The organism is Paenibacillus dakarensis (assembly GCF_001373415.1).
Classification (GTDB): domain Bacteria; phylum Bacillota; class Bacilli; order Paenibacillales; family Paenibacillaceae; genus Paenibacillus_AQ; species Paenibacillus_AQ dakarensis.
The window spans coordinates 36,675-62,829 of sequence record NZ_CDSE01000006.1 but is presented as its reverse complement, the minus strand read 5'-3'; the positions used below and the strand labels follow the sequence as shown (position 1 = coordinate 62,829).

At 45.3% G+C, this 26,155-nt stretch carries 25 protein-coding genes; 19 read left to right on the top strand and 6 right to left on the bottom strand.

All coding sequences use genetic code 11. The annotated features are described in order from the left end of the window. The first annotated feature begins 183 nt into the window (after positions 1 to 183). Both yedE and yedF read left to right on the top strand, forming a co-directional pair. The gene (gene yedE, locus BN1234_RS00425; protein WP_054954708.1) at positions 184 to 1,383 is read left to right on the top strand and encodes a selenium metabolism membrane protein YedE/FdhT; all 1,200 of its coding nucleotides are present in this window, start codon (positions 184 to 186) and stop codon (positions 1,381 to 1,383) included. After that, a complete protein-coding gene (gene yedF / locus BN1234_RS00420) occupies positions 1,373 to 1,600 on the top strand; it encodes a sulfurtransferase-like selenium metabolism protein YedF (protein WP_054954695.1) in 228 nt (75 codons plus the stop codon). Before yedE ends, yedF begins: the two co-directional genes overlap by 11 nt. 195 nt (positions 1,601 to 1,795) lie before the next feature. Here the strand turns inward: yedF and greA are convergent, their stop codons facing one another. The 3 genes from greA to rlmN form a co-directional block, all read right to left on the bottom strand. Next, entirely contained in the window at positions 1,796 to 2,278 is a 483-nt protein-coding gene (gene greA, locus BN1234_RS00415) for a transcription elongation factor GreA (RefSeq protein WP_054954694.1), read from the bottom strand. A 58-nt stretch (positions 2,279 to 2,336) separates the two neighbouring features. Beyond that, entirely contained in the window at positions 2,337 to 3,107 is a 771-nt protein-coding gene (locus tag BN1234_RS00410) for an AAC(3) family N-acetyltransferase (RefSeq protein ID WP_054954693.1), read from the bottom strand. 125 nt (positions 3,108 to 3,232) lie between these two features. Next, positions 3,233 to 4,294: a dual-specificity RNA methyltransferase RlmN gene (rlmN, locus tag BN1234_RS00405; RefSeq protein WP_054954692.1), complete on the bottom strand. Its 1,062-nt coding sequence runs from the start codon at positions 4,292 to 4,294 to the stop codon at positions 3,233 to 3,235. A gap of 250 nt (positions 4,295 to 4,544) precedes the next feature. Between rlmN and BN1234_RS00400 the strand changes: the two genes are divergently transcribed. Together BN1234_RS00400 and BN1234_RS00395 are read left to right on the top strand one after the other, a co-directional pair. Then, positions 4,545 to 4,946, top strand: coding sequence for a hypothetical protein (locus tag BN1234_RS00400; RefSeq protein WP_170307950.1), 402 nt, complete (start codon positions 4,545 to 4,547; stop codon positions 4,944 to 4,946). A 26-nt stretch (positions 4,947 to 4,972) separates the two neighbouring features. Further along, complete coding sequence (locus BN1234_RS00395; protein WP_054954690.1) at positions 4,973 to 5,710, top strand: DUF3800 domain-containing protein; 738 nt, start codon at positions 4,973 to 4,975, stop codon at positions 5,708 to 5,710. 515 nt (positions 5,711 to 6,225) lie between these two features. Here BN1234_RS00395 and BN1234_RS00390 read toward each other — a convergent pair. After that, positions 6,226 to 6,804: a hypothetical protein gene (locus tag BN1234_RS00390; RefSeq protein WP_054954689.1), complete on the bottom strand. Its 579-nt coding sequence runs from the start codon at positions 6,802 to 6,804 to the stop codon at positions 6,226 to 6,228. 605 nt (positions 6,805 to 7,409) lie between these two features. Here BN1234_RS00390 and BN1234_RS00380 point away from each other — a divergent pair. From BN1234_RS00380 to BN1234_RS00330, 11 genes are all read left to right on the top strand, one after another. Then, a complete protein-coding gene (locus BN1234_RS00380) occupies positions 7,410 to 8,507 on the top strand; it encodes a PRK06851 family protein (protein WP_054954687.1) in 1,098 nt (365 codons plus the stop codon). Positions 8,508 to 8,661: 154 nt separating this feature from the next. Further along, the gene (locus tag BN1234_RS00375) at positions 8,662 to 9,336 is read left to right on the top strand and encodes a lysoplasmalogenase (RefSeq protein ID WP_054954686.1); all 675 of its coding nucleotides are present in this window, start codon (positions 8,662 to 8,664) and stop codon (positions 9,334 to 9,336) included. A 342-nt stretch (positions 9,337 to 9,678) separates the two neighbouring features. Then, the gene (locus tag BN1234_RS00370; RefSeq protein WP_054954685.1) at positions 9,679 to 10,506 is read left to right on the top strand and encodes an alpha/beta fold hydrolase; all 828 of its coding nucleotides are present in this window, start codon (positions 9,679 to 9,681) and stop codon (positions 10,504 to 10,506) included. A 305-nt stretch (positions 10,507 to 10,811) separates the two neighbouring features. Then, positions 10,812 to 12,425, top strand: a complete 1,614-nt coding sequence (locus BN1234_RS00365) for a response regulator (protein ID WP_054954684.1) — start codon at positions 10,812 to 10,814, stop codon at positions 12,423 to 12,425. 12 nt (positions 12,426 to 12,437) lie between these two features. Further along, entirely contained in the window at positions 12,438 to 13,463 is a 1,026-nt protein-coding gene (locus BN1234_RS00360; protein ID WP_211751786.1) for a sensor histidine kinase, read from the top strand. Between the two features lie 7 nt (positions 13,464 to 13,470). Beyond that, positions 13,471 to 14,937: an ATP-binding cassette domain-containing protein gene (locus BN1234_RS00355; protein ID WP_054954682.1), complete on the top strand. Its 1,467-nt coding sequence runs from the start codon at positions 13,471 to 13,473 to the stop codon at positions 14,935 to 14,937. A 110-nt stretch (positions 14,938 to 15,047) separates the two neighbouring features. Beyond that, positions 15,048 to 16,547, top strand: a complete 1,500-nt coding sequence (locus BN1234_RS00350) for a sugar ABC transporter ATP-binding protein (protein WP_054954681.1) — start codon at positions 15,048 to 15,050, stop codon at positions 16,545 to 16,547. Between the two features lie 45 nt (positions 16,548 to 16,592). Beyond that, positions 16,593 to 17,591 (top strand): ABC transporter permease, encoded by a 999-nt coding sequence (locus tag BN1234_RS00345; RefSeq protein WP_054954680.1) that lies wholly within the window; start codon positions 16,593 to 16,595, stop codon positions 17,589 to 17,591. A 32-nt stretch (positions 17,592 to 17,623) separates the two neighbouring features. Continuing rightward, positions 17,624 to 18,571 carry an ABC transporter substrate-binding protein gene (locus tag BN1234_RS00340; RefSeq protein WP_054954679.1) on the top strand — a complete coding sequence of 316 codons (948 nt, stop codon included), beginning with the start codon at positions 17,624 to 17,626 and terminating at the stop codon, positions 18,569 to 18,571. A 34-nt stretch (positions 18,572 to 18,605) separates the two neighbouring features. Beyond that, a complete protein-coding gene (locus BN1234_RS00335) occupies positions 18,606 to 19,286 on the top strand; it encodes a D-lyxose/D-mannose family sugar isomerase (protein ID WP_054954678.1) in 681 nt (226 codons plus the stop codon). A 12-nt stretch (positions 19,287 to 19,298) separates the two neighbouring features. Further along, positions 19,299 to 20,360: an aldose 1-epimerase family protein gene (locus tag BN1234_RS00330; RefSeq protein WP_054954677.1), complete on the top strand. Its 1,062-nt coding sequence runs from the start codon at positions 19,299 to 19,301 to the stop codon at positions 20,358 to 20,360. A gap of 99 nt (positions 20,361 to 20,459) precedes the next feature. Here the strand turns inward: BN1234_RS00330 and BN1234_RS00325 are convergent, their stop codons facing one another. Beyond that, positions 20,460 to 21,518 carry an NAD(P)/FAD-dependent oxidoreductase gene (locus BN1234_RS00325; RefSeq protein WP_054954707.1) on the bottom strand — a complete coding sequence of 353 codons (1,059 nt, stop codon included), beginning with the start codon at positions 21,516 to 21,518 and terminating at the stop codon, positions 20,460 to 20,462. 195 nt (positions 21,519 to 21,713) lie between these two features. Between BN1234_RS00325 and BN1234_RS00320 the strand changes: the two genes are divergently transcribed. Genes BN1234_RS00320 through BN1234_RS00305 form a run of 4 tightly spaced genes read left to right on the top strand, consistent with a single transcriptional unit; the run spans position 21,714 to position 25,466 of the window. Then, positions 21,714 to 22,562 (top strand): ABC transporter ATP-binding protein, encoded by an 849-nt coding sequence (locus BN1234_RS00320; protein ID WP_054954676.1) that lies wholly within the window; start codon positions 21,714 to 21,716, stop codon positions 22,560 to 22,562. Continuing rightward, complete coding sequence (locus tag BN1234_RS00315; RefSeq protein WP_054954675.1) at positions 22,513 to 23,442, top strand: iron-hydroxamate ABC transporter substrate-binding protein; 930 nt, start codon at positions 22,513 to 22,515, stop codon at positions 23,440 to 23,442. Before BN1234_RS00320 ends, BN1234_RS00315 begins: the two co-directional genes overlap by 50 nt. A 9-nt stretch (positions 23,443 to 23,451) precedes the next feature. Continuing rightward, a complete protein-coding gene (locus BN1234_RS00310) occupies positions 23,452 to 24,462 on the top strand; it encodes a FecCD family ABC transporter permease (protein ID WP_054954706.1) in 1,011 nt (336 codons plus the stop codon). Further along, entirely contained in the window at positions 24,459 to 25,466 is a 1,008-nt protein-coding gene (locus BN1234_RS00305) for a FecCD family ABC transporter permease (RefSeq protein ID WP_054954674.1), read from the top strand. The genes BN1234_RS00310 and BN1234_RS00305 overlap by 4 nt, the downstream gene beginning before the upstream one ends. Before the next feature lie 87 nt (positions 25,467 to 25,553). On the opposite strand, the gene BN1234_RS00300 is transcribed toward BN1234_RS00305, so the two are convergent. Beyond that, entirely contained in the window at positions 25,554 to 26,090 is a 537-nt protein-coding gene (locus tag BN1234_RS00300) for a hypothetical protein (RefSeq protein WP_054954673.1), read from the bottom strand. Positions 26,091 to 26,155: the final 65 nt, after the last annotated feature.

Genomic DNA, 26,155 nt, shown 5'->3' with positions numbered 1-26,155 from the left:
ATGCTGCAAGCGTGATCAATATTTCAGCAAGGAAAACAATTACAGCCCAAACAGAAAATGAATGCAATATTTTCATTCCATTTGCGTAAGTTTGTAGTAAAATGAGAATTGTGCTTTTTTTACCAAACAAGGGAGAGCTGTGGACTCTCACCCATTAAGGAGATACAAGAATCAGTGAAAAAAATGTATTCGAAGTTGTTCAGCAATTATTGGAGTCCTTATCTTGTCATGACCCTTGCAGGGATCCTGAGTGCGATATATTTCGGAATCACGGGAACCGTTTGGGCGGTAACCGGCGAATTCACACGTCTGGGGGGCCATATCCTGCAGTTCTTCGGGGTTGATACTTCAGACTGGGCTTACTTTGACCTTGTTGGCATGGATGGAACGACATGGACCCGGACCGATGGCTGGATTGTATGGGGCATGTTTATTGGTGCTCTGGTCACCATTCTGCTCAGCGGCAATTTCAAAATCCGCATTCCGAAGCAGAAACGACGCTATGTACAAGGATTTGTCGGCGGTATTATCGCCGGTTTCGGTGCACGGATGGCGCTCGGCTGTAACCTCGCTGCCTTCTTTACCGGGGTTCCCCAATTCTCATTCCACTCCTGGATCTTTATTGTAGCCACCGCGCTCGGTACATTTCTGGGTGCTAAAGTTGTGAATACGAGATGGTGGAAAGGTAAGCCCGTCATGACCAAAGGCGGCATGGCTTCATCTGCTAAAGCCAAACGCAATATTCAGCCGCTTACCGGCGCGATCATCGGGCTCGCTTATACCGGCCTTATCATCTACTTCTTTGCGACTGGACGAAATATGCTGGGTACGGCTGCCCTCTTCGGTGCAGCGTTTGGTATACTGATTGAAAGAGGGCAAATCTGCTTCACTTCCGCGTTCCGCGATCTGTGGATCAGCGGCCGTGCCGCCATGACGAAAGCTATCATCATCGGTATGGCTGTCAGCTCGGTTGCCACACTCATCATTATTCTCGTATACGGTCTGGACCCGGTTACAAAAATTGCTGCGCCAAGTACCTTTGTCGGCGGCCTGCTGTTCGGTATTGGTATCGTTATGGCAGCCGGCTGTGAAACCGGAATGATGTACCGGCTGATGGAAGGACAAATTGTCTTCCTGCCTGTCTTCGTGGGTAACATTCTGGGCGCAACCGGACTTGCTTATGCATGGGATCACCTTGGCATATACAACCTGCTTGTAAAGAGCGGTTCGAAGGTAAACCTGATTACGACCATGGGTCCTGCCGCAGCACTTATTGTCACACTGCTCGTACTTGGAATTGGATTCGCTGTTGCCGTCTACTGGCAAAAAAATTATCGCTTCGGCGTTGGATTTAAGAAAGGGGATTATACTAATGTCCGTTGATTTCACACTTGATCTTCGTGGAGAATCTTGTCCGTATCCTGTCATTTACACACTGGAGGCTCTGCGTGATATGAAGAAGGGTCAGCTGCTTCAGGTTATTTCTGACTGCCCGTCTGCATTCCGTAATGTACCGGAGGAAGTCGTTAAGCATGGCTATACAATGGCACAGGAGCCTGAGAAGACAGGTCCGGAATTCAGCCTCTTTATCCAAGTTTAATAGAGAGTTATTACGAAAAGGGCGAGCTATGAAAATAGCTCACCCTTTTTATTTATTTTGAGTTTGTTAACCGAAGATAAATAAACGTGAGAATCCGTGTAACCTAAGTCAGACCTTCTAAATCGGCATAGGGAATACGGAAAGAAAAAAGGAGCCATCCCGCAAGATCCTTGATCTTTTGGAACAGCTCCATTCTTACAATGCCTTGATCTCAAGCAGTTTATATTTAATTATTCCCATTGGGGCATCTACATTAATTTCGCTTCCTACCTCTTTACCCATGAGCTCTTTACCGAGCGGGCTTTCATAGGATATTTTGTTGTCTGCCACATCCGCTTCAGCCGGACCGACAATCTGATACTCGATTTTCTCTGCAAATTCAATATCATTCAAGACAACAACTGAGCCCACATTTACTCTGTCTAAATCCAATTGATTCGCGTCAATAACCTTCGCCTTGGTCAGCATTTTCTCAAGCATAATGATTCGGGTTTCCATAAACGACTGGTCATCCTTCGCGGAGTGGTACTCACTGTTCTCCTTCAGATCCCCAAAACTGATCGCCAGCTTCAGCCGTTCAGCCAGTTCTTTGCGTCTTGGCCCTTTCAAATACTTCAGCTCTTCTTCCAGCTTGGCATATCCCTCGGCAGTGACAATTACTTCCTCTTCATTAGACATTTCTCCAGCTCCTATAATCATGGTTTATTCCATTGTACCCTAAATCGGATAACAACGTTTATTCCCCAGCTTCCCCTAGAGGCTTCTGATCTTCAAATAAATGGGGATTTGATCGCAGCAGCGGCGCAATCACTTCCGTTAACTTAAGTGTATCACACACGCGAACCGTTGCATTCCCCAAGCGCGATTTATACATCGCCCCACATTTTTCCAGCAAGTGATCCACCTTACCGAAATATTCGGATGAGGCAGGGCCTTTATGCCTCCGCGAAGGGACTGGAATTTCCGTCCCGTCCCCCAAGACAGTAACAAGCGCTTCATGCTCCTCTGTAAGACGCCCCGGTACATCCACCCATTCCTCGATCCCATGCATAAATGTATTTCGGCGCAGATCTACACCAACCAACAAAATTGCTGCCTTGCGGTCCAAGAGCTTACCCCAGGCCGACTCACGGTGACATGGTGTATCCAGCTGTTCAGCACCCGCCGTAAATGAAGCTGCATCCTTCCCGAGCGCGGCCACCGAATGTGTTGGGTGATATGAACGAATAACCCCTTTGCGTTTTCGGAACAACTCTGGAAGAATGCCTACGCATGAAGGGGAATTCTCCACTTCAAACCTGGGATTATCTGCGTTAATATACGACCAGGTGTGGGTGGGAAGAACGAGAAGCCCTTTTTTCATATATTCCGAGAGAGCATCCAGTACCGTGTCTGCTCCTCCTTCAACCTCTCCGATGCTTTTCATAGAGGAATGAACCAGGATCGTTCCGTTTCCGTCAATCCCCATGGCTTCAAGATCCTTCATCAAACTAAGTTTAGTATGCATATGAATGCCTCCTGTTATGATAAATAACAAGCAAAAAGGACTGCGGCTTAGTCAAAAAGCGTATCCCTGCTGTGGATACGCTTTTCTGTGGAGAACTCCCGGTTTCAATAAGAATATGAACTTGGTTATTCTGCCTTCTTGATCTGCTTGCTTCTCAGCTGTCCGCAGGCAGCATCAATATCCGTTCCATGCTCAAGACGGACACTGACACTGACGCCCTGTTTCTTCAGAATATCATAGAAAGCCGTAATCGATTCCTGCGTACTGCGCTGGTACTGGCTGTGCTCATCCACCGGATTGTACGGAATGAGGTTCACGTTGACCATTTTTTTGCGATGGCCTACCAATTCTGCAAGCTCCAGCGCATGCTCCTTCTGGTCGTTAACATCCTTGAGCAGGATGTACTCCAGTGTGATTCTGCGGTTCGATTTCTCTAAATAATAATCAACAGCAGGCATCAGCTTCTCGAGCGGATAAGCACGGTTAATCTTCATGATTCGGGTCCGAAGCTCATTATTCGGCGCATGCAGTGAAAGAGCCAGATTGACCTGCAGATCGCTGTCTGCAAATTCGATAATCTTCGGTGCAATGCCGCTCGTTGAAACGGTAATATGTCTTGGGCCAATAGCTAGGCCCTTATGGTCCTTGACGACACGGATAAAGTTCGACATATGCTCGAAATTATCAAACGGCTCGCCAATACCCATCACCACGATATGAGTCACGCGTTCATCCTGTCCAGCTTGGTCCAGATGAAGCTGGACCTTCATGATCTGCTCTACAATTTCCCCGCTCGTTAAGTCACGACTCTTGCTGATCAGACCGCTCGCACAGAAGCTGCAGCCAATATTACAGCCAACCTGTGTCGTCACACAGACGGACAGACCAAACTTATGTCTCATCAGTACGGTTTCAATCAAATTGCCATCGACCAGCTTAAACAGAAATTTAATTGTTCCGTCGGCGGATTCCTGTTTCGTATGCACTTCAAGCGTCAATATAGCGAAATGCTCTTCCAGAAGCTTCAGGCATTCCGGATTCACATCCGTCATATCTGCAAATTGAGTTACCCGCTTCCGGTACAACCAATCCCACACCTGTGCAGAACGAGACTTCTTATGTCCCCGTTCTTCAAGCCACGCAGCCAGCTGCTCCAATGTTAATCCATATATGGATGGTTTGTTCATGTATATGTCCTCTTTCTATTAGAAACGTTAAAATTTAATATTACTCGAGCATTATACAAAAATCCAGAGGCGGTTATATCGAATTTTGTAAAATGCTCGCTACCGAATGGGAAAATACGGTCAATACAAGAAAACACTGAGAAGTTATCAACAATTTAGAACATTTGTTCCGTTGTTATTGTTGATAACTTGTAATATCATATTAACACAAGATATTATCCAGTTTTTACATAAGGGGAGTAACAAAGATATGAAAAGGAATTCTTTACAAGAGGATCAGCATTCGAAAATTATCAAACTGATCTCTGAAAGACACCTTAGTAGTGGGTACTCCGTATTAGCTGATCATATAAACTGGCATTACGGAAGACCTCTTCCTATTAATGAGCAAATTCCAGATATTTATGCTTTTAATGCTTATGAGACAATTATATATGAAGTCCAAACAAAAGACACATTCCAAACTAGATATGCTTTAGAAAAGCTATACTTATTTAGTAGAAATCCTAATATTAGAACTTATTTAGTTCTTCCAACATTATTTGGGTTGAATGAGCACATTGTAAAGGCTGAAGAATTACTGCGGGGATTGAAGCTTAACGTGCATTTGGTAACGTGTGATTTAAAACGGAATGATATTAAATTTTATTAAAAGCATTTAGGGGGAGTCATAGAAAGATGATGAGGTTCACGCTTTATTTGGACGAAATTCTTACTGGTGGTCATTATGATCACTTTAGCTTAATGGGTCTTGCTATTGCCGAAGAAGACTATGAGAGAAATATAATCCCCTATATAAACGAATTAAAAATGAAGTATTTTGGTGATGAAAAGGTAATAATACATGAAATGGATATCAACAGGAGTAAAGCAGCTACACCATTTAAAGTGTTTCAAGATAAACGGAGACTTCAAGATTTCTGGAACGATATCACAAATATGTTTAACTTATATAACTTACCCATATTTGGAGTCAGTATTCATGAAGAGAACTGTTTAAATTTGTACAAAAACGGCAGAGATAAGTATTTTATTGCCCTACAAATGATTATGGAGAACTTTGTCCATTTTCTTGAACTTAATGACGGAAAGGGTTCAATTAATTTAGAATCTACTAATTCTGATCCGGACCAAAAAGATCAACAGTTACAAAATCATTTTCATTACCTTATGGCCCAGGGCACTCTTTTCTATAGTAATAGAACTGTACAAAAACGTTTAAGTACAATAAATTTCAGCCTAAAGGCAGACAATGTTATTGGGCTTCAAATCGCAGACTTATTACCTAACACATGGAATAGAAAACTTTCTGGTAAAACACAAAGAACGTACGGTTTATTAGATGTAATTGAAAAACACGCCTACGATGGGGGATGTACTAAAAAGGATAGATTTGGATTGAAAATTATACCATAAAATCATTGACTTCTTTTTTCTAAAGGATTATGATATCATCTGTGGCGATTGCGTAAGCCTTCATCACAAAAAAATTCGGTAAGAACTGCGCAAGCTCTTCTTACATTTAAAAGACATGTATATTTTGAACAAGTCGATGAATACTATTACTTAATGATACACAAGACTGCGAAAGCTCTCTTGCGTATCATGAACTTGAGGTAACTGCGAAAGCTCTTTCCTCATTAGAAGCGCCCCCCAGGGGCGCTTTTCTTCGTATTATCAATAAAAAAGCTTAAGCTGAAAACAGATTTGAATAGCAATATTCGAATGTAAAATACTCACAGTAGAAGAATCTTACCTTACTTTGAGCATCGTATGATGGTTTTCACTTAATAGGATAAAAGCATGGAAAAAGCGAAATACCACCCACAGTTGCATAAATGCAGCGATTAACCGGGGCGTACTTCTTCTCACTTTTTCTTATTACAAGTAAGACTTGGTTAAGTGAAGAACGCAACCATTATAGGGTCTAATTACGGTTGTTCTTTCTCTTGCTGATCAGAGGATCCTTGAACGTTAGATTTATCAATAACTATTTCAGGATCTTTTCCGACATCTTCAATCACTATCAGATGAATACTAATTAACTCTTTTGATCTACTTGTAGAGAAAGAAAATATTCTAGACAAGACTGATAGCCAACCGATTATCCAGAGCATCATCCAAATGATATCCATAGCTGGATCGAAAAAGAAAGTCTTGAGGTCCTGTGTTTCTTTATAAATGTTTATAGTTAACGAAATCATAACTGAAATTAAAGATATAACTATAGTAATTAATTTTGTAAATTCCTCAAAAAGAGTTCCATCCGATTGCTTTTCTTTCAAAATTTTTAAATCGATTTGAGCTCGCTTGAATGCTTGAAGATCACTAATCTGTAGTTGTTTGTAAGAGTCAACCAGATACCCTGATTCATCTTTTTCGCTTTCCTCTATTTTTATAGAAGTTAACTTTCCTTCAATTCTTTCTTTCAGGTATTTGTGCCTGGTCCACTCAATAATTATAGTGATTACTGTTAAAATAGGCATCAATATCGCAAATGTAATTTCCATAAATAACCTCCCTTTGATTTAACTATCGGAATATAAAGCATGTATTTTAATAGTAAAGGTGGTGATTACCGCCTCCAGCAACGAAAGATACACATTCATCTTGAGTGCATGAACACCATCAAGGGGATCCAGCAGTGGTTCTGGCGAAAAGACCCGAAGACAGGCCTTTACTTGGACGAACCGGTCAACTACTTGGATAATGCGATGGCAGCTCTCAGGTATGCAGTTGGTCCATTAAGGCGTCTAGAGATGTGTATAGTAATCGGCCGCCAGCAGGCCAGTGACCTGATATAATATTGAAAATTGGGGGCGGAGTGGTTGCGGTATAGATAATGAACAAAAAAGATTAATCAAAAGCGCATGGCAAAAACTGAGTGAGCTCGAAGATCCGATTATATTCGAGACTGATCAAATAGATGAATAGAACAAACTAATCCTCTCATTCCGAGGATGAATTCTTATATTCGGTAAAAAAGAAGGGGTTGCCATGAAGCAAAGGATTACAAGGGACATCATAGAAAATAAGTATCTAAAGCACCTTTTTTACTCCGAAGTAATACCATGAAGTAAAACCCATGACAGCTGCCTAGAAAGGTGTGAGCGTAATGACTGGAACCATCCGAAATTTCTTCGCAAGCGGCAATACGGCCCGAGGTTATACAAGTCTTCTATCCTCGTCCCTGCAAGGGATTCAATCTCTGATGATCGTTGATGGATCACCCGGCAGCGGCCACTCGAATCTCATTCGGGAAATCGGCAGTGAAGTATCGGCGCTTGGTCATGAGCTGTGGATTTTCCATACAGCCTCTGATCCGGATGATATTGATGGCTGGGTCGCTCCTGAACTGAGCACAGGCATGATTACAGGAGATGCCTTCCGCGGCATGTCGGCAGACGAGATTGGAGCGGACATTCAGTTTATCAATCTGGATGATACATGTATCGACCGGGAGAGACTGCGCCCATTACAATCCGAAATCGATAGACTAACCCTCTCGATCAGGCAATCTCATCAGAAAGCCTATGCCGGCTTTGCCGAAGCTCTGCGTATACATGATGAGTGGGAGGCCCTTTACAACGAACATATGGATTTTCAGGCAGCTGATGAACTTGCCAGCGAATACACAAAGCTTCTGCTCGGCGATCAAAGCCTCAAGAAACAGGGCCGTATGGATCACCGTTTCCTGGGCGCCGCGACTCCAAAAGGAGCGGTTGACTATGTCCCTAATCTGACCGAAGGATTAAAAAGATACCTCGTCAAAGGGCGCGCCGGCTCCGGTAAATCGACCATGCTCAAGAAAATCGTCGCCAGTGCCGAAGAACGCGGCTTCGACGTGGAGGTGTATCACTGCGGGTTTGATCCAAACAGCCTGGATATGGTTATTGTCCGCGAGCCCGGCTTTGCGATCTTCGACAGTACGGCTCCGCATGAATATTTTCCGGACCGCCCTGATGACGAAATCGTTGATACGTATGCGCGCTGTGTTCAGCCGGGAACGGATGAACAGCATGCCGAAGCACTCAGCGGTTTCAAGCAGCGTTATGCCGCCCAGATGAAAGCATCCACTCAGCATTTAACCGATGCCAAGCTTCAGCTGGATCAGCTAAAACAGCTTATTGCTCCCCTCGTGGATGCGGTAAAAGTGAATGAAATCAAAGACGCACTTCAGCGTGAAGTGATCGGTATCACACAGAAATCTTAGGGATATTAAAGGTACGCCAATAAAACAGCAGCCTGGTGAAGAAAAGTTATACTTCCTTTAGCCATGGCTGCTGTTTTCGATTATAATAACGGTAATTAACAGATTTCCGGGGTTTTACTGAAAATTATGTAAAATGATTGTATGGAGGACTGCCATGATAAAAAAATACATACTCCCTCTGCTCATCCTTCTGATGAGCATACTCTACATCTTCTTTATTCCATCCGATCCGATGGAGGTTAAGCTTCTATTCAAGCTCATTCCTATGTGGCTTATGATCGGGTATGCATTCCTGCAAGTCTCGCATTCGAGAACACGCACCCACTACCTGATTCTCGCCGGATTATTCTTCTGTATGCTCGGTGATGGCCTGCTCATCTGGTTTGTGGTAGGCTTGAGCGCATTTCTGATTGGGCATCTGTTCTACATGGCAGGGTTCTTCAGTCAGTGGAGATTCTCCATCATCCGGTTTCTCAGCATTGTTCCGATTGGGGTATATTCCTTCATCATGGGCAGCAAACTCGTTAACGCACTGGAGGCCAGTGGTGACGATGCGCTGATTCTGCCTGTCATGGCTTATATTACGGTTATTTCCCTGATGCTGTGGTCTGCCGTCATGACACGGAATCCTTGGGCGATTGTCGGCAGCACTCTATTTGTCATCTCGGATTCAATTCTATCCTGGAATATGTTTATTTCGGATGTTCCTTACTCCGGTATTCTCATTATGACTACCTACTACAGCGCCCAATTCCTGATTGCGCGAAGTCTTTCAGGATTTCAAGGCTCTGTTCGGCATTCATCCACTCGGCGCTTTCCTGTAAATTAATGGTTGTGAAGGAGGGTTGAACGTGATATTATGGCCGTAATGATTAGGAATGGAGGGTTACGTGTGGCTAACTAATTTTCGATTTTCAGTGCGCATTGGAATGGAAAGCACGTTTAGTCTGTGCTGCTGTGTGCATGTAATCGGGATTAGTGTGCCTTACGATACCTTAACATAGGCGTAAACGAATGATTTGAACTCTTAAGCCAGCTCTAGGCGCATCCGGCACTCGTCTTCTGGCATTGTTCTTTGATTTTGTTATCCTTTTTCCGACTACGAGTGGCACAGACACAGGCAATATTGCCTGTGTTTTTTTAGGTTTCTACTCTAAGGAGGGAATGTTCAGTGAGAGAGCAACGAATTCAAGCAAATGGAATTCATCTATATACCGAAAGCTTCGGTGAGCCTGACCATCCGGCTATTTTGCTCATTATGGGTGCTCAGTCTTCATTGGTCTGGTGGGAAAAGGAATTTTGTCAGCGGTTAGCTGATAGCGGGCGATTTGTAATCCGCTACGATAACCGCGATGCCGGTCGTTCTATTACGTATGAACCTGGTCATCCAGCCTACACCTTCGAAGATATGGCCGATGATGCGATACATGTCCTGGATCACTATGGAATACAGAAAGCACATATGGTGGGCATGTCCATGGGTGGAATGCTCACGCAGATGATCGCCCTGCGCCATCCCGACAGAGTGGCAGCCATCACGCTAATGATGACATCTAATTTCGCATCCCATCTGCCAGAGATGGAAGCGAAGGTGATCAACTTTTTTACGGAAAATGCAGAAGTAGACTTATCGGATAAACAAGCGTTTATCTCATTTACCGTTAGCAAATGGAAGATGCTTGCCGGTTCCAAATATTCGTTTGACGAAGAAAGAATCTACCGTCTGGCTGAGGAAGAATGGGAACTCTCTGACAATGCGGCAAGCTTGAACAATCATGGCTTAATAGCCGGTGGAGAAGCTTATCTGGGGAGAACCTCCGAAATTCATGTCCCTACCCTGGTAGTCCACGGCACAAATGATCCCATCATCCCTTATGAACATGGCGTTCATTTGGCCGATGTCATCCCGGGAGCTTCGTTAATAACACTGGAAGGTGTAGGCCACGAAATTCCAACGCAAGTGTGGGATACCCTTGTTGAAGTGATTATTCGGAAATAATTAGTCAACAAAAGAACAGCACATAAGGCACTCAGCCTATGAGCTGTTCTTTTTATGCAGGCGGTTTTGAGTAGACACTCCTATGCCACTATCCCCTCTGGCAGCTCACTGTTCTTGTAAGCGCTATAAAAATAACCTCTACAGGCATTCTGGATTTGATATACTAGAGAATAGGCAATTTGGCATAGAACACCATCGAAGCATTCATCAACTGGGATCTCATTGTCGAATAACTGCCTCCGCAACAATAAAGGCAGACGAACAAAGGCAAGGCATAGACCCCAGGATTACATGGGAGGACAAGCATGATTAAAGTAATTATTGCAGATGATGAGGAAAAAGTATGCCAGCTTATTGTTGGCTTAATTGATTGGCATCTGCTGGATATGGAAATTGTGGCGGTTGCGCACAACGGTATTGAAGCGCTCGAGCAGATCAAGCTGCACAAGCCCGATTTAATGATTACAGATATCCGAATGCCCGGATGTGACGGACTGGAATTGATTCGCAGATCCAAAACGATGAAAGCTGATCTGGACTTTATTATCATTAGTGGCTACCGCCATTTTGAATATGCACAAAATGCCGTTAAGTACGGTGTAGGGGACTACCTGCTAAAGCCTATCAAAAAAGACGAATTTCTAGCTGCGCTCCATAAAATGCGCAATCGATATATGCAGCGTACAGAACAACTGGATCATGAGGAACGTCTGAAAATCCGGTTGAAAAGCGATATCGATATCCTGCGCAACAATTTATTTACAGGCCTGCTTCTAAACAAGAGTATGAATGCGATCGACATAAACGATGTCAATGAGCATTACCATTTCTCTTTTAAGCCAGGTCTCTTTCAAGTGTTCGCAGTTAAGATCGATTGCGGGTATGAAGATCAATATCACCATGCAGTTGGTGTTCTGGAAGAGAAGATTTTGCAGATGATACACCGTTTGTTAAATGATCTTTGCTATGAAATGTGGATTTATTCACATGACAGCTGCCTATACGGCGTTATCAACTATGACCCTGACTTGAAAATAGAAATAAGAAGACAAGTGAAGCTATTGCTGGATGAGTTAACTGCACAAGAAGCCGCGTTTGAACCCTTTAAGTTTACAGTTGGGATGGGCAAGGCGGTAGAGGATATTAAGCAATTACACGTCACTTATGAAGAGGCCAGATCTACCGTGATGCAGAGACTGCTCCTTGGCACAGGCAAGTTTATTGAAGACGGAGCCAGATCGGAGCCATCTGCCTCTGCGAGAGGGACTGCACTGCTGGCGGAATTGAATAAGTCCATGGGAGCGGCTGTCGAGGTGCTCGATAAGGATTCGGTATTGAACTGCATTGCCCGTTTGAAAGAACAAATAAAATCGGCGGAGAGCTTAAGCGGTGAGATGATATTTACCGTGGTTGAACAAGCTTTTGAAATGTACTTATTTCATCTTCGCAACAACCAAATCATGCTTCACGACGACAAGTTCCATGAAACGTTCCGGGACGTGGCGAACCGGTGCAGCTCCATTGACGCCCTGTTTGAATATTTGTCCACCATGGTTGAACAATCGCTTAAAGCCATTATCGAGGACAAAAAGCAAATGGAAACGAAGCCGATCCGAATTGTTAAACAATATATACAGCAAAACTTTATGCATTCCATCAGCTTGGATGAGGTAAGCAGTTTAGTCGGATTTAATCCGACGTATTTCAGCAGCCTGTTCAAAAAAGTAAGCGGCAGTAACTTTGTCGATTATCTGTCTGAAATCCGCATGAATAACGCTAAGGATCTGCTCCGGCAAACCAACCTGAGCATCGCTGCGATTTGTGAACAAGTGGGCTACAGTGATCTGAAGCATTTTACAAAAAGCTTTAAGAAACATACAGGACTCAAACCGAACGAGTTTCGGAAATTATACTCATAACAGGATGGCTGGATGATGAAAACAAAAAATTCGCGTTATCTTTCCTATCGTATCGCTTGGATATCGATCCTCATGTTTACGATCATGATGGTTTTGCTGCTGACACTTACCATGTTCGCAGTACAAGAAGGAAAGCATTGGTTTATTGTTGCGTGCGGGTATGTCTCGCTGATTGCCATTGCGTATGCCTATTATAAATGGATTGTCGTGCCGTACAAGCAAAGCTCCAAGGTCCTGCATCTGTTCGTAACCGGATATACCATCCGGGACCTCATTGACCAACCGGTGTCGCTCAGCCCTGAAATCGATGAGATCACCAAGAAGGTCCAGGAATTAATGGATACAGGGGAGCTCGTGAATGCTACCAAGAAGCAGGCGGAATATCTTGCCCTGCAAAATCAAATCAACCCCCACTTCCTCTACAATACGCTGGAAGGTATACGGGGTGAAACCTTAAATGCCGGATTGGAGAATGTAGCTAAAATGACCGAGGCTCTAGCTACTTTCTTCCGTTATACCATCTCCAATGTCGAGAACTTGGTCACGCTGGAAGATGAGCTGATGAATGTAAACAACTACTATATCATTCAAAAATACCGCTTTAACGACCGGATCCATCTGACAGTGGAATATGACTCTACCAATGAAATGGAAGCCATGCTGTATAAAATCCCTAAGCTTACCCTCCAGCCTATTATTGAGAATTCGATTTATCACGGGATTGAGCGGAACATCGGCATAGGGAAGCTGCGCATTAAAATTCAGACCACAACCAAGAGACTCATCATTACGGTGTCGGATAACGGTGTCGGCATGACGGAGGAGCGCTTGCAGGAGATTAATGACCGACTGCGTCGGACCTCCCTCGATTATATTAATCCGGATACGAAGACCCAGGGCGGCATCGCCATCGTCAATGTTAACAACCGCATCAAATTATTGTTCGGCGAGGAATACGGAATCAATGTGTATAGTGCCTTAAATGTAGGAACAGACGTTGAAATCACATTTCCGCTGATCAAGAACAGCCAAGGGTGAGGACAACATGAAAACGGAAATTTTGAGAATGGAAAGAGTTACGATTAAAAAAGAGGACAGCACGCCTTTAGATAACTTTAATCTGAATATTTTTCAAGCTGAGATTATGGGGCTCGTATGCCTGAATCTAACGGGAAAAGAATTGCTCATTGACCTCATCCGGCAGAATACCCCTATCCATTACGGGCGTGTATATTTCGACGAAGTGCTCGTCAACAATTATCAGCACAGCCCCTTAACGATGAATAAGGTATTTGTGATTGAGCAGAAAAGCAGCCTGATTGAGGATTTATCGGTTGCGGACAATATTTTTATCCCTGGCAGAGGGCTTAAGCATTTCTTCATTCGTCCTCATGCATTGAATAAACAGCTGCAGCGATTTACGGAGGAACTCGGGATCCATATTGACGGCCGGGAGCTCGTAGCCAATCTGAGCGCTTATGAAAAATGTGTAGTCAAGCTGCTGCGGGCGGTTTTTACCGGAGCCAGGCTCATCGTGGTCCGGGACATCAGCAGCTCGATCAGTGCAGCGGAGCTATCGAATTTCCACGCCCTTTTGCGATATTACTGTCAGAAGGGCTTTTCCTTCTTGTATATTTGCAACCATCCCGAAGAAGCGTTCCAAATATGTGATCGCCTGCGTCTAATGCGGGACGGGAAAATACTCAAACTGCTCGGCCAAAGCGAATTTAACATCGAAAATGTGACTCCTTACTACTTAGCGGACTACGCAAACAGGATTGAATTTGAAGCAGACAGCGGCAGTGAAGAGGAAATTCTCCGATTTCAGAATGTTTGTACCGATCAGCTCAATGATCTGTCTTTCAGCATCGTACAGGGTGAATGTACACTGCTGTTAGATATGGACAATGTCGCATTATCCGATATTTGGCGTCTGATGAACGGAGAAATGAAGCCTGATCGCGGCCTTATTATGCTGGAGGATGCTCCATATACAGACAAGCAAGCACGCCATGCGGTATCGCATGGTTTAGCGTTTATTCAGGAGAACCCTGTTGAGACGATGCTGTTTAAGGAAATGAGTTACCTCGAGAATTTATATTTTATGGTGGATAAGAAGCAGAACCCCATACCGATCAAGAAGAGTGTGATTAACAGCATCATCCATGAGTACGAGCCCTTTGTCGGAGAAGAAATCTACGAAACTCATATTACGAATCTGAAGCTGCATTCCCTGTACAATCTGGTTTATTACCGAATTCATCTATGCAATCCCAAGATCGTTTTTTGCGTGCAGCCCTTTGCAGGTGCTGACATGTATTTGCGAATGCATTTAATCCACCTCATGAATCAATTGAGAAAAAAGGGAATAACAGTCGTTATTTTGGACGTCAATTTCGGAGATACGCTTGCCATAGCCGATAAGCTGATTGTTTTGGAGCAAGGACGGTTTGGTGCGGAGTATGCGAGATCGGAATTTCATCATTTTAGACCGGAAGGTATGACCCGTTAATCCCAAAGAACAGAAAAAAAGCCCCATAATTCAAAATCTACTCTCCTTATTCAGGCTGTGACTTCGTGATAGAGTTATAACCAAGACAACGAAGAGAGGCGGTGAGATATATGGGGCAATACATAGTGGAGATGAATCATATTAGCAAAAGCTTTCCTGGGGTAAAGGCACTGAATGATGTCATGTTTAACCTCAAGGAAGGTGAAGTTCTCGCTCTGTTAGGTGAGAATGGTGCTGGAAAATCAACACTTATGAAGATACTGAGCGGCGTTCATTCCAAGGATGAAGGCGAAATTAAAATCTATGGTGAGGTTATTGAAGATCTGACACTGAAGAAGGCTCAGGAACTTGGTATCGCTATTATTCATCAGGAGCTGAACCTGTGTTCACATTTATCGGTTGCCGAAAATATATTTCTAGGTCGCGAGAAAACACATTCCGGCGTTCTTTCCAATAGAGAAATGAATGCGGAAACAGAAGCTCTTCTGCAGAGCTTGAACATTAACATGGATCCAACAACGATTGTCGCGGATTTGCCTGTGTCCAAGCAGCAAATGGTCGAAATTGCGAAAGCGCTTTCGATTAATGCGAAGATTCTAATTATGGACGAGCCTACCTCTGCGTTAACATCCAGCGAAGTTGTGGAATTGTTTAAAGTGATCAATAAGCTTAAGGCGGAAGGTTATGGAATCGTTTACATTTCGCATCGTCTGGAGGAGCTGCAGCATATCGTCGATCGCGTGACGATCATGCGGGACAGTAAATATATCACCTCCATGGATTTTGCGAAGACGAGTATGGCGGAAATCATTTCGAATATGGTTGGCCGCGAGATCAAGGAGAAATTCCCGCATGTCAGCTGTAAACGAGGCAAGAAAATACTAGAGGTTCAAGGCTTAAATGCCGGCAGGATGGTCCGGGATGTCAGCTTCGATCTGTACGAAGGCGAAATTGTCGGTATTGCGGGCCTGATGGGTGCAGGAAGAACGGAAACCACAAGAGCAATCTTTGGAGCGGATGCCAAGGATTCCGGAACAATCATTCTGGACGGCAAGGAAGTAACGATCAATAAACCGATTGACGCTATTCGGGCGGGAATCGTGCTTGCTCCGGAGGACCGGAAAAAAGATGGATTATGCACCAAGCTGGGCGTTCAGGATAATATCGCGCTGCCTAATCTGGACCTGCTCTGCAGCAAGCTCGGAATTGTAGATCGAAAGAAAGAAAAAACCATGGTGGAGAAAGCGGTCAGCAACTTAAAGATCAAAATCGCAAATCCAGGCGTATATGCAGGTACTCTATCCGGTGGTAATCAGCAGAAGGTCGTTGTCGGAAAGTGGCTGGCACGAGACTCCCGTGTTGTTATTTTTGATGAGCCGACCCGAGGGATCGATATCGCTGCCAAGGTAGAGATCTACAACCTTATGAACGAATTGAAGAAGCAGGGTATCGGGGTACTGTTCGTTTCCTCTGAAATGCCGGAGGTCATGGGGATCAGTGACCGGATACTCGTCATGTGTGATGGCAGAATCACGGGTGAATTTATGACCGGGGAGGCTACACAAGACCTTATATTAGAGCGTGCCACCAAATTCGAGTCCAAGCTGTAGCATATGCCTAGTGAAATATAACTTGATGAATTAGGAGACTTGGAAATGAAGACTAATATGTTTAAGAGGGTTCTGAATATTAGGGGTATGGGCCAAGTACTAACGGTTACAGTGGGTCTCCTTATACTGTGTATCGTATTTGGGATCTTGAGTCCCTCCTTTTATTCCGAAAGAAATATCGCGAACTTGCTTCGCCAGATTGCACCGATCTTGATTATCGGTATCGGTCAATCCTTTGTTCTTATTACAGGCAATATTGACCTGTCGATCGGTTCCGTTGTAGGTATGGGCGGCATGATATCCGCAACACTTATGACCCGAGGCGTGGATCCCTGGGTTGCTGTGTTCATTACGATGATTTGCTGCATTGCCGTCGGCGTGCTGAACGGAACGCTTGTCGCCAAGTGGAAGCTCCCTCCTTTTATCGCGACGTTAGGTACGATGACCGTTGCCCGAGGGATCGCTCAAATTGTCAACAACAACTACAATACGGACGCTATCGGAGAAGGAGCCAAAGGGTTTAGAGATTTCTTCTACTACGGAAAGTCTTTGGGTCTGTACAATACCATCTGGATCGCGCTGATCCTGTTCCTTATCTTTAATTTCCTGCTCAGCAAGACCCGCACCGGCCGCCACATTTACGCGGTGGGCAGCAATATTGAAGCCGCTAAATTATCCGGCGTCAATACGGTGAAAACCACCATGATCGTCTATATTATAAGCGCATTTTGTGCAGGTATCGTTGGACTTATTATTAGTGCAACAGCAGGCATGGGAACCATGGATGCAGGTAACATGTATGAAATGTATGCCGTTGCTGCTTCTGTTATCGGCGGGATCTCCACGCTTGGCGGTCAGGGTCTCCTCATTGGTGCGGTTATCGGTTCTGCGATTTGGGGCGTGCTCCAAAACGGCCTTCAGTTCGCTGGAGCTCCGGTAGCGATGCGTAATATTGTCATTGGTGCCATTGTGGTCATTTCGGTTCTGCTCGATGTTATTATTCGCACCGGCAAGCCTAGAAAGAAAGCAAAAAAACAATCATAAATCCGATATCAAAAACTTGGGAGGTTTTTACTATGAAAAGAAAAGGTTCTATGGCGTTGTCACTCTGTTTAATGTTCTCTGTACTGTTAGCCGGCTGCGGCCAGGGAGCGGACAATTCGGCAAGCGGTGATGATTCATCATCCAAGAAGCAAAAGGTAATTCTGATTACGATGGACAGTACGGACCAGCACTGGGTATCGGTGAATAAAGGGGCTGAGAAGGCCGCCTCTGAGCTTGGGAATGTATCGTATAAATGGATGGCTCCAGATAAGAAGGATGACGCACAGCAGATTGAGCGTATTAATAACGCGATTGCCGATGGCGCAGAAGCGATTGTGATTGCGGCCAACGGACCTGACTCCATTACAGCATCCCTGGATGAAGCCAAAAATGAAGGTATCCAGATCGTGTATGTTGACTCCCCTGCTAATACCGAAGCTGCAGCCACGTTTTCTACGGATAATTTAGCTGCTGGTGAGACAGCTGGCAAGAAGATGATTGAATCCTTAGAAGCGGCCGGTATTAAAGAAGGCAAAATTGGTATTGTCAATTTCAACTCCTCTACCGAGTCCGCTACCAAACGTGAGCAGGGCTTCCGTAAAGCATTAGAAGGAACAAAGTATCAAATTCTGCAAACCCAGTATGGTGACGGGGATGCATCGAAATCGCAGGATATCGCAGATAACTATATCACTGATGGTGTTGTAGGAATCTATGGTACCAACGAAGGAAGTACGGTTGGGGTTGGTAATGCGATCAAAGGGTCCGGCAAGGAGATCATCGGTATTGGTTTTGATAAATCGGATGCTATTCTTTCCTTGATTAAAGACGGTTCGCTTGTGGCTGTCATGGGCCAAAACCCTGACGTTATGGGATATGAAGGCTTGAAAGCCGCTGTAAAAGCGATTCAAGGTGAAGAAATTGCAGAGAAAACGGTAGATACAGGCGTATCTATTATCGATAAAGAAAGCTTGAAGTAAGTCATTCTAAGCATCTATGAAGGAGAGTGGTCTCATGAAACGTTCAGAAGTGAATCACAAGATCAAAGAGGCTGTCGATTTTATTGAGCAGATGAATTTTAAGCTCCCTCCGTTTGCCTACTGGGGTCCTGAGGAATGGAAAACCAAGGGCAGCGAGTATGATGAGATTCGGGATAATATGCTGGGCTGGGACATTACGGATTTCGGAAGCGGCGATTTTGAGAATATAGGTCTTCTTCTGTTCACCATCCGTAACGGTAACCTGAATAACGATAAGTATATTAAAACGTATGCCGAGAAAATTCTGATTGTGGAAGAAGAACAGGTTACGCCGCTTCATTTTCACTGGAACAAGATGGAGGATATTATCAACCGCGGCGGCGGAAACCTGATGGTTCAGGTCTATAACTCCACCGAAGATGAAGAGCTTGCCGATACACCGGTAGAAATATCGATGGATGGCAGAGTATGTACGGTCGATGCTGGAACGGTGCTGCGGATCACCCCTGGAGAGAGTATTACCCTGCCGGTTGGCCAATACCATAAGTTCTGGGGAGAGAAAGGCACGGGCAAAGTATTGATTGGCGAAGTATCGATGGTGAATGATGATAACGCCGACAATCGGTTCTATGAGCAGACAGGCCGCTTCTCGGACATTGAGGAAGACGAAGCTCCGTTATATGTACTGGGGAATGAATATTCAACCGTAAAGTAAGGAGCGCTATATATGCAGAAGATGAGCTTGAATAAGCGAGAGATTCTTAAATATGTAGGGGACTTCAGCCAGGTTTTCGGAACGAAGGACTATACGCTGAGTGGAGGAAAAGCTCAAGGAGTTCGCGCCATTGATGTAAAGAACGGATCGGGGCTCGAATTTACTGTTCTGCCGGATCGGGGACTGGATATTGCATGGTTATCCTATAAGGGCAGCAATATCAGTTATATCAGTAAAACGGGAATTGTAGCTCCCGAATACTATAATGAAGCAGGCACGAGCTTCTTCCGAAACTTCTTCGCCGGCTTCCTGACCACCTGCGGGCTCATGAATGTGGGCTCGCCATGCGAGGACCATGGAGAGAGCTTTGGCCTTCATGGCCGCATTTCCAACACTCCCGCCGAAGAAGTGTACTCGGGAACGGAATGGATCGATGGTCAGCCTGTCTTAAAGATCAGAGGGCGAATGAGAGAGGCCAAGGTTTTTGGCGAAAACGTTACTCTGGATCGGGAAATCACATGCCGGGTTGGAGACAACAAGTTAACCATCAGGGATACCGTGGAGAACAATGGATTTAGAAAAGAGCCGTTGATGCTCTTATACCATTTTAATATGGGTTATCCGATGCTTGATGAGCATGCTTATCTTGTAACTCCAACCTTGAAGGTAGAACCCAGAGATGAAGAGGCACAAAAAGGTGTTGCAGCTTATCATGTATTTCAAAAGCCAACTCCGGATTATCTGGAGCAAGTATTCTATCACGATTTGAGAGCTGCAAGCAGCGGAGCGACTTGTGTCGCGTTAATCAACGAGGAGCTTGGACTCGGTGTCGCCATCCGCTTCAACAAAAACCAGCTGTTTAATCTGGTGCAGTGGAAGCAGATGGGTGAGGGTGAATATGTTCTCGGAATAGAGCCCAGCAACTGCTTTGTCGGGGGCCGGGAGGACGCGAGAAAGACCGGAGTTCTGGACGAACTGGAGCCCGGAGAAGTGAGAGCCTTTGAGATTGAGGCCGAAATTCTGGAGGGTGCCGGGGATATCCGCAGAATTAAGGATGAAATTGCAGCAATCTAATCACAAGAACAGCTCGTAAGGCATTCAGCCTTTGAGCTGTTCTTTTTTTATGGAGGCTGTCTTAAGTAGATGGGCCTCTGCCCCTGTCCCCTCCGGCTGTTAACTCAACATCTGTTTCACGAGTTTCCGGTTGCGCTGCTTGAACACTTCATTATGCGAGGATACCATCGCACTTTTGCCCGCGTCAGGCATAATATACTGCTTCGCCTGGTTCACCGCATTGGCTGCGTCCTGGAAGGTCCCTGCGATGAGACCCAGCTTCCCTTCATGCATAAGGATATCTCCGGCAGCGTACAGCCCTTCAACGGAGGTTGTACTGTTCGCTTGACCGGCAATGTAGTAGTTATCTACGATGTCAATATGAAGCGGACTATTCTCAAGCAGAGTCATATCCCGTTCATAGCCGTGATTAATGATGACCTCATCGACATCCACGATCGAGACTTCCCCTGTTGCTTGATTCGTCAGTTCTACTCGTTCTATCCTGTCATGGTTCTCACCAGCAATCAGCTTCGTTATCGTTGTATTTAAATAGCACTCTGCGGAGCTGTTCAGCAGCTGGGCAGCCTGTGACTCGTGTCCCGACAATGAGTCCTTCCGGTAACTGAGAATCACTTGCTTAGCAATGGGTTCAAGCTCGTTCGCCCAATCAATAGCCGAATTACCTCCGCCCGAAATCACAACGATCTTATCTTTAAAGTGCTTTAACGATTTTACAGTATAACTTAAATTCGCCACTTCGAAGCGTTCTGCGCCTTCAATATCCAGCTTTTGCGGATTCAATATTCCACCGCCGACAGCTACGATCACGGTTCGCGAATAGTGCTTCTGACCCGAAGCGGTATCTATGATGAATATCCCCTCTTTCCCCTCTTCATCCCGCGCGATCGACTCCACCTTTTCATTCAGCACTACCTCAGGATCAAAGGTTAAGCCTTGTTCAACCAGCTGCTCAATCAGTTTGGCCGCAGGTACAGGAGGTAATCCGCCCACATCCCAGATCATCTTCTCCGGATACACATGCAGCTTACCGCCAAGCTGCGGCTGGTATTCAATAATCTTCGTCTTCATCTCTCTTAGTCCGCTATAAAAAGCGGAGTAAAGCCCTGCAGGTCCTCCTCCGATGATCGTCACATCATACAACTCCCGCTGATCCATCATGGCTCCCCTCCCGCTCCTTAATGTTAATGATTATCATTCTCAATATTAATATAATCTCATTTGATCTTTTTTACAACATTCATTAACCCTTGACAATGGAATCGCTTTAGATTTAAAGTAATTATCGTAATGAAATTGATAATCATTATCATTTATATTGTTTAAGCATTATTCTAAACTGGAGGTTCGCTTATGACTCGACTGTATACGGAAGACTTGAGCATTGGATATGGTGAACGTCTTATTGTAAAACGGCTGAACGTTGAGATCCCGGATAAGCAGATCACCACGATCATAGGTGCTAATGGCTGTGGTAAGTCCACTTTTTTAAAAGCCATCACCCGCATTATATCCCACCAAGACGGTAGTATTCTGCTGGACGGGAAGCATATCGCGAAGGAAGACACCAAGGTTCTTGCCCGAAAAATGGCGATCCTGCCCCAGTCTCCTGAAAGTGCAAGCGGACTTACCGTCTCCGAGCTTGTCTCCTACGGTCGTTTTCCCTATCAGAAGGGATTTGGACGCTTGACGAAAAGAGACTTTGAGGTCATCGACTGGGCTCTTGGGGTAACAGGCACACAGGAGTTCAAGTACCGCCCTGTCGATGCCCTGTCCGGCGGACAACGCCAGCGTGTATGGATCGCGATGGCATTAGCACAGGAGACCGACATTATTTTTCTCGATGAACCAACAACCTATTTGGATATGGCTCATCAGCTTGAAGTTTTGGAGCTGCTTCAAAGGCTCAATCAGGAGCAGGAACGTACGATTGTGATGGTTCTTCACGATCTGAACCAGGCGGCGCGTTTCGCCAACTATATCATTGCCATGAAGGATGGAAAGGTTGTAAAGTCCGGCAGCTGTGAAGAAGTCATCCATCATGATGTCCTGCGGGAAGTTTTTCAGATTGATGCGGAAATCGGGGCAGACCCGAGGACCGGTAAACCGATGTGTATCACCTATAACCTATTAAAAGGAGAATCAACGACTCATGAAAAAGTTACTCATCCCCTTCCTGCTGCTGTCACTGCTGGTGCTTAGCGCCTGCGGCAGCTCATCTGCGAAACCAGACGGCAATACGTCACCTGCCGATAACAAATCATCAGAATCCGCAACGATTACCTATCAATCCGAAAATGGACCCGTTGAGGTGCCTGCAAATCCTCAGCGTGTTGTCGTGCTTGCCTCTTTTGCAGGGAATGTTATGTCTCTCGGTGTAAACCTCGTCGGGGTCGATTCTTGGGCCAAGCAAAATCCACGGTTCGAGCAGCTTAAAGACGTTGAAGAGGTAAGCGACGAGAGCCTTGAGAAGATCATCGAGCTTGATCCCGATCTGATCATTGGACTATCCAGCATTAACAACCTCGATAAGTTAAAAGAAATTGCTCCAACCGTTACATATACTTACGGCAAGGTAGACTATCTAACGCAGCATCTGGAAATCGGCAAGCTGCTTAATAAGGAAAAGGAGGCCGCTGCATGGGTAGATGACTTTAAGAAGCGGGCCGGCCAAGCGGGAGAAGAGATCAAGGCGAAGATTGGAGCAGACAAGACAGTGTCTGTTATCGAAAACTATAATAAACAGCTGTATGTGTACGGCAATAACTGGGGACGCGGCACCGAAATCCTGTATCAGGAAATGAAGCTAAGCATGCCGGAGAAGATTAAAGAATCTGCGCTGGAGCCGGGGTATTACGCCTTATCTACAGAAGTCCTCCCGGAATATGCAGGGGATTACATCGTTCTGAGCAAAAGCGCTGAAACCGATAATTCCTTTCAGGATACCGATACATACAAGAACATTCCTGCTGTGAAGAACAACCGGGTGTTTGAGGTCAATATGAATGAGTTCTACTTCAACGATCCGCTTACGCTCGACTTCCAACTGGAGTTTTTCAAAAAAGCCTTTCTTGGCAGCTGATGAATGAATATGCGTACTGGAACGAAACGTACCCTGCCTTTTGTATATAAACTGATTGCCGGATGCATTGTTTTAATGATCATGTTTATTATCGCGATGGTGCTCGGCGCAGCAAATACCACATTAAGTGATCTGTGGCTTGCCCTGACCTCGAATGCCCAGGGAGATAAAATCTCCATCCTGCGGGAAATCCGGCTGCCCCGCGAAGTCGCTGCAAGCTTCGTCGGAGCTGCGCTTGCCGTAGCGGGTGCAATCATGCAGGGCATAACGCGCAATCCGCTGGCCGATCCCGGCCTGATCGGTCTGACGGCTGGAGCCAATGCTGCGCTCGCGGTCACGATAGCATGGATTCCTTCTATTCATTATTTTGGCATCATGCTCGCCTGCTTTATTGGAGCTGCCCTTGGTGCTCTCATGGTGTTCAGCTTAGGCGCCATTAAAAAAGGCAGCTTCTCTCCCCTCCGGCTCGTGCTTGCGGGCGCTGCTGTAACTGCGTTCCTGCATGCGGTATCGGAAGGTGTCGGTATCTATTTTAAAATATACAAGGATGTCTCCATGTGGACGGCGGGCGGCTTGATCGGCACCACCTGGGGCCAGCTCCAGCTCATCATCCCGGTTATCGTGATCGGTACGGTCATCGCACTCCTCCTGTCCAGACAGCTTACCATTCTAAGTCTAAGTGAAGAAGTTGCTGTTGGTCTCGGTCAAAGGACAACACAGATCAAGGCGATCCTGTTTATCGTTGTGATTGTACTCGCAGGGGCATCGGTTGCGCTTGTTGGGAATATGGCGTTTATCGGGCTCATGATCCCTCATATCGTGCGGGCGATTGTGGGAACCGATTACCGATTTATTATTCCGATGTCCGCGATTTGCGGTGCATCCTTTATGCTGGCTGCTGATACATTAGGACGTACCCTGAATGCTCCATACGAAACACCTATCGTGGCCATTGTAGCGATACTTGGCTTACCTTTCTTCCTGATTATTGTACGTAAAGGAGGAAAAGCATTCTCATGATCCATCCGGCCCTCATCAAAAAACAACGTTTGATTCTAGCTGCATTATTCGTCCTTATTACGGTAACCGCGGTTATCGGCATGGGGATGGGATATGCCTCCCTATCGTTTGACCGATTGATTCCCACTTTATTCGGTCAAGGCACGTTTAAGGAGGAATTTGTCCTCTTCTCCATTCGGCTGCCGCGCATGCTCATTACCCTGCTCGCAGGGATGGCACTGGCGTTGTCGGGTTCCATTCTCCAAGGGATTACACGCAATGATCTGGCAGACCCGGGGATCATCGGTATCAACTCCGGCGCGGGGGTAGCTATCGCTGTATTTTTTCTGTTCTTTCCAATCCAGGCGGGTTCGTTCGTGTATGTGCTGCCGCTTGTCGCGTTCCTGGGGGCTTTGATTACGGCATGCCTGATCTACGCCTTCTCTTATAGCCGAAGCTCAGGTCTGCAGCCTGTAAAGCTTGTACTCGTTGGAGTCGGCTTCTCGACGGCGCTGTCCGGTATGATGATCGTCATTATTTCATCGGCAGAGCGCTCCAAGGTCGATTTTATCGCCAAGTGGATTGCCGGGAACATCTGGGGAGCCGACTGGCCTTTTATCTGGGCGATCCTGCCTTGGCTGGCGATCCTCATCCCCTTTACGCTCTACAAGGCGAATCGGTTAAACCTGCTTGGACTTAGTGAATCCGTGGCTATCGGCGTAGGTGTATCGGTTGAAAAGGAACGCATCGTCCTGCTGCTTACAGCGGTTGCGCTAGCGGCTTCAGCGGTTTCTGTAACCGGAGGCATCGCATTTATCGGTCTGATGGCCCCTCATATTGCGAAGTCGCTGGTCGGACCACGCAATCAGATGTTCATTCCTGTTGCGACTCTCACCGGTGGATGGCTGCTCCTGCTTGCGGACACGATAGGTCGAAACCTGGTGGACCCGGACGGTATTCCGGCCGGGATTATGGTGGCGCTGATCGGCGGTCCTTACTTTATGTATTTGCTGATGAAGAAATAAGATCAACTAGAATAAGAGGCCTCCTTTATCATGCTGAGGGCCTCTTATTTTGAATTTCTATGGAAATCGTTAGTCTCTGCACGCCTTTTACTCTTCCAGATCAAATGTCTTAATTAACTCACTAACTTCATCCAATGTTTTATACTGCTCTCTTAGGCTTTTGCCTTTAATTTTATTTTCCAGATCCAGTGTATCTACAATTTGAGAAACGTAAGAGGTGTATACCTCCAATTTCTGATTCACTTCTTCATTGGATACACCAGCAACGCGGTTACTCAAAGAATAGCCAACAGGCAATGACGACATAGGACTATTTAAAATATTTATTTGATCAGGAAAATCCACGTACTCACCAATAGAATTATATTTTTTAGTTAGATTAAAGTTATGGTAAATGTTGGCATATACTCCGACTAATGCATTAACATAATCTACATTGTCATCTTTATGGCCAAATGCAGTTTTCAAATCTAGAAGAACTTCACTTTGCTGAAAAGCATATTGCAAGATAACTCCTTTTTTCATGTCTGTATTTTCTCGATACAAGAAAAATAAACACAATATCAAAAGAACATTTAAGCCCAATGAAATTGGGACTATAACTTTCCATTTATTAATCTTCATAACGGATTCCCCCACTTTAAAGTTATGTTTCTTTTAGGCTGATGCACGCCTTTCGATTTCAAAAT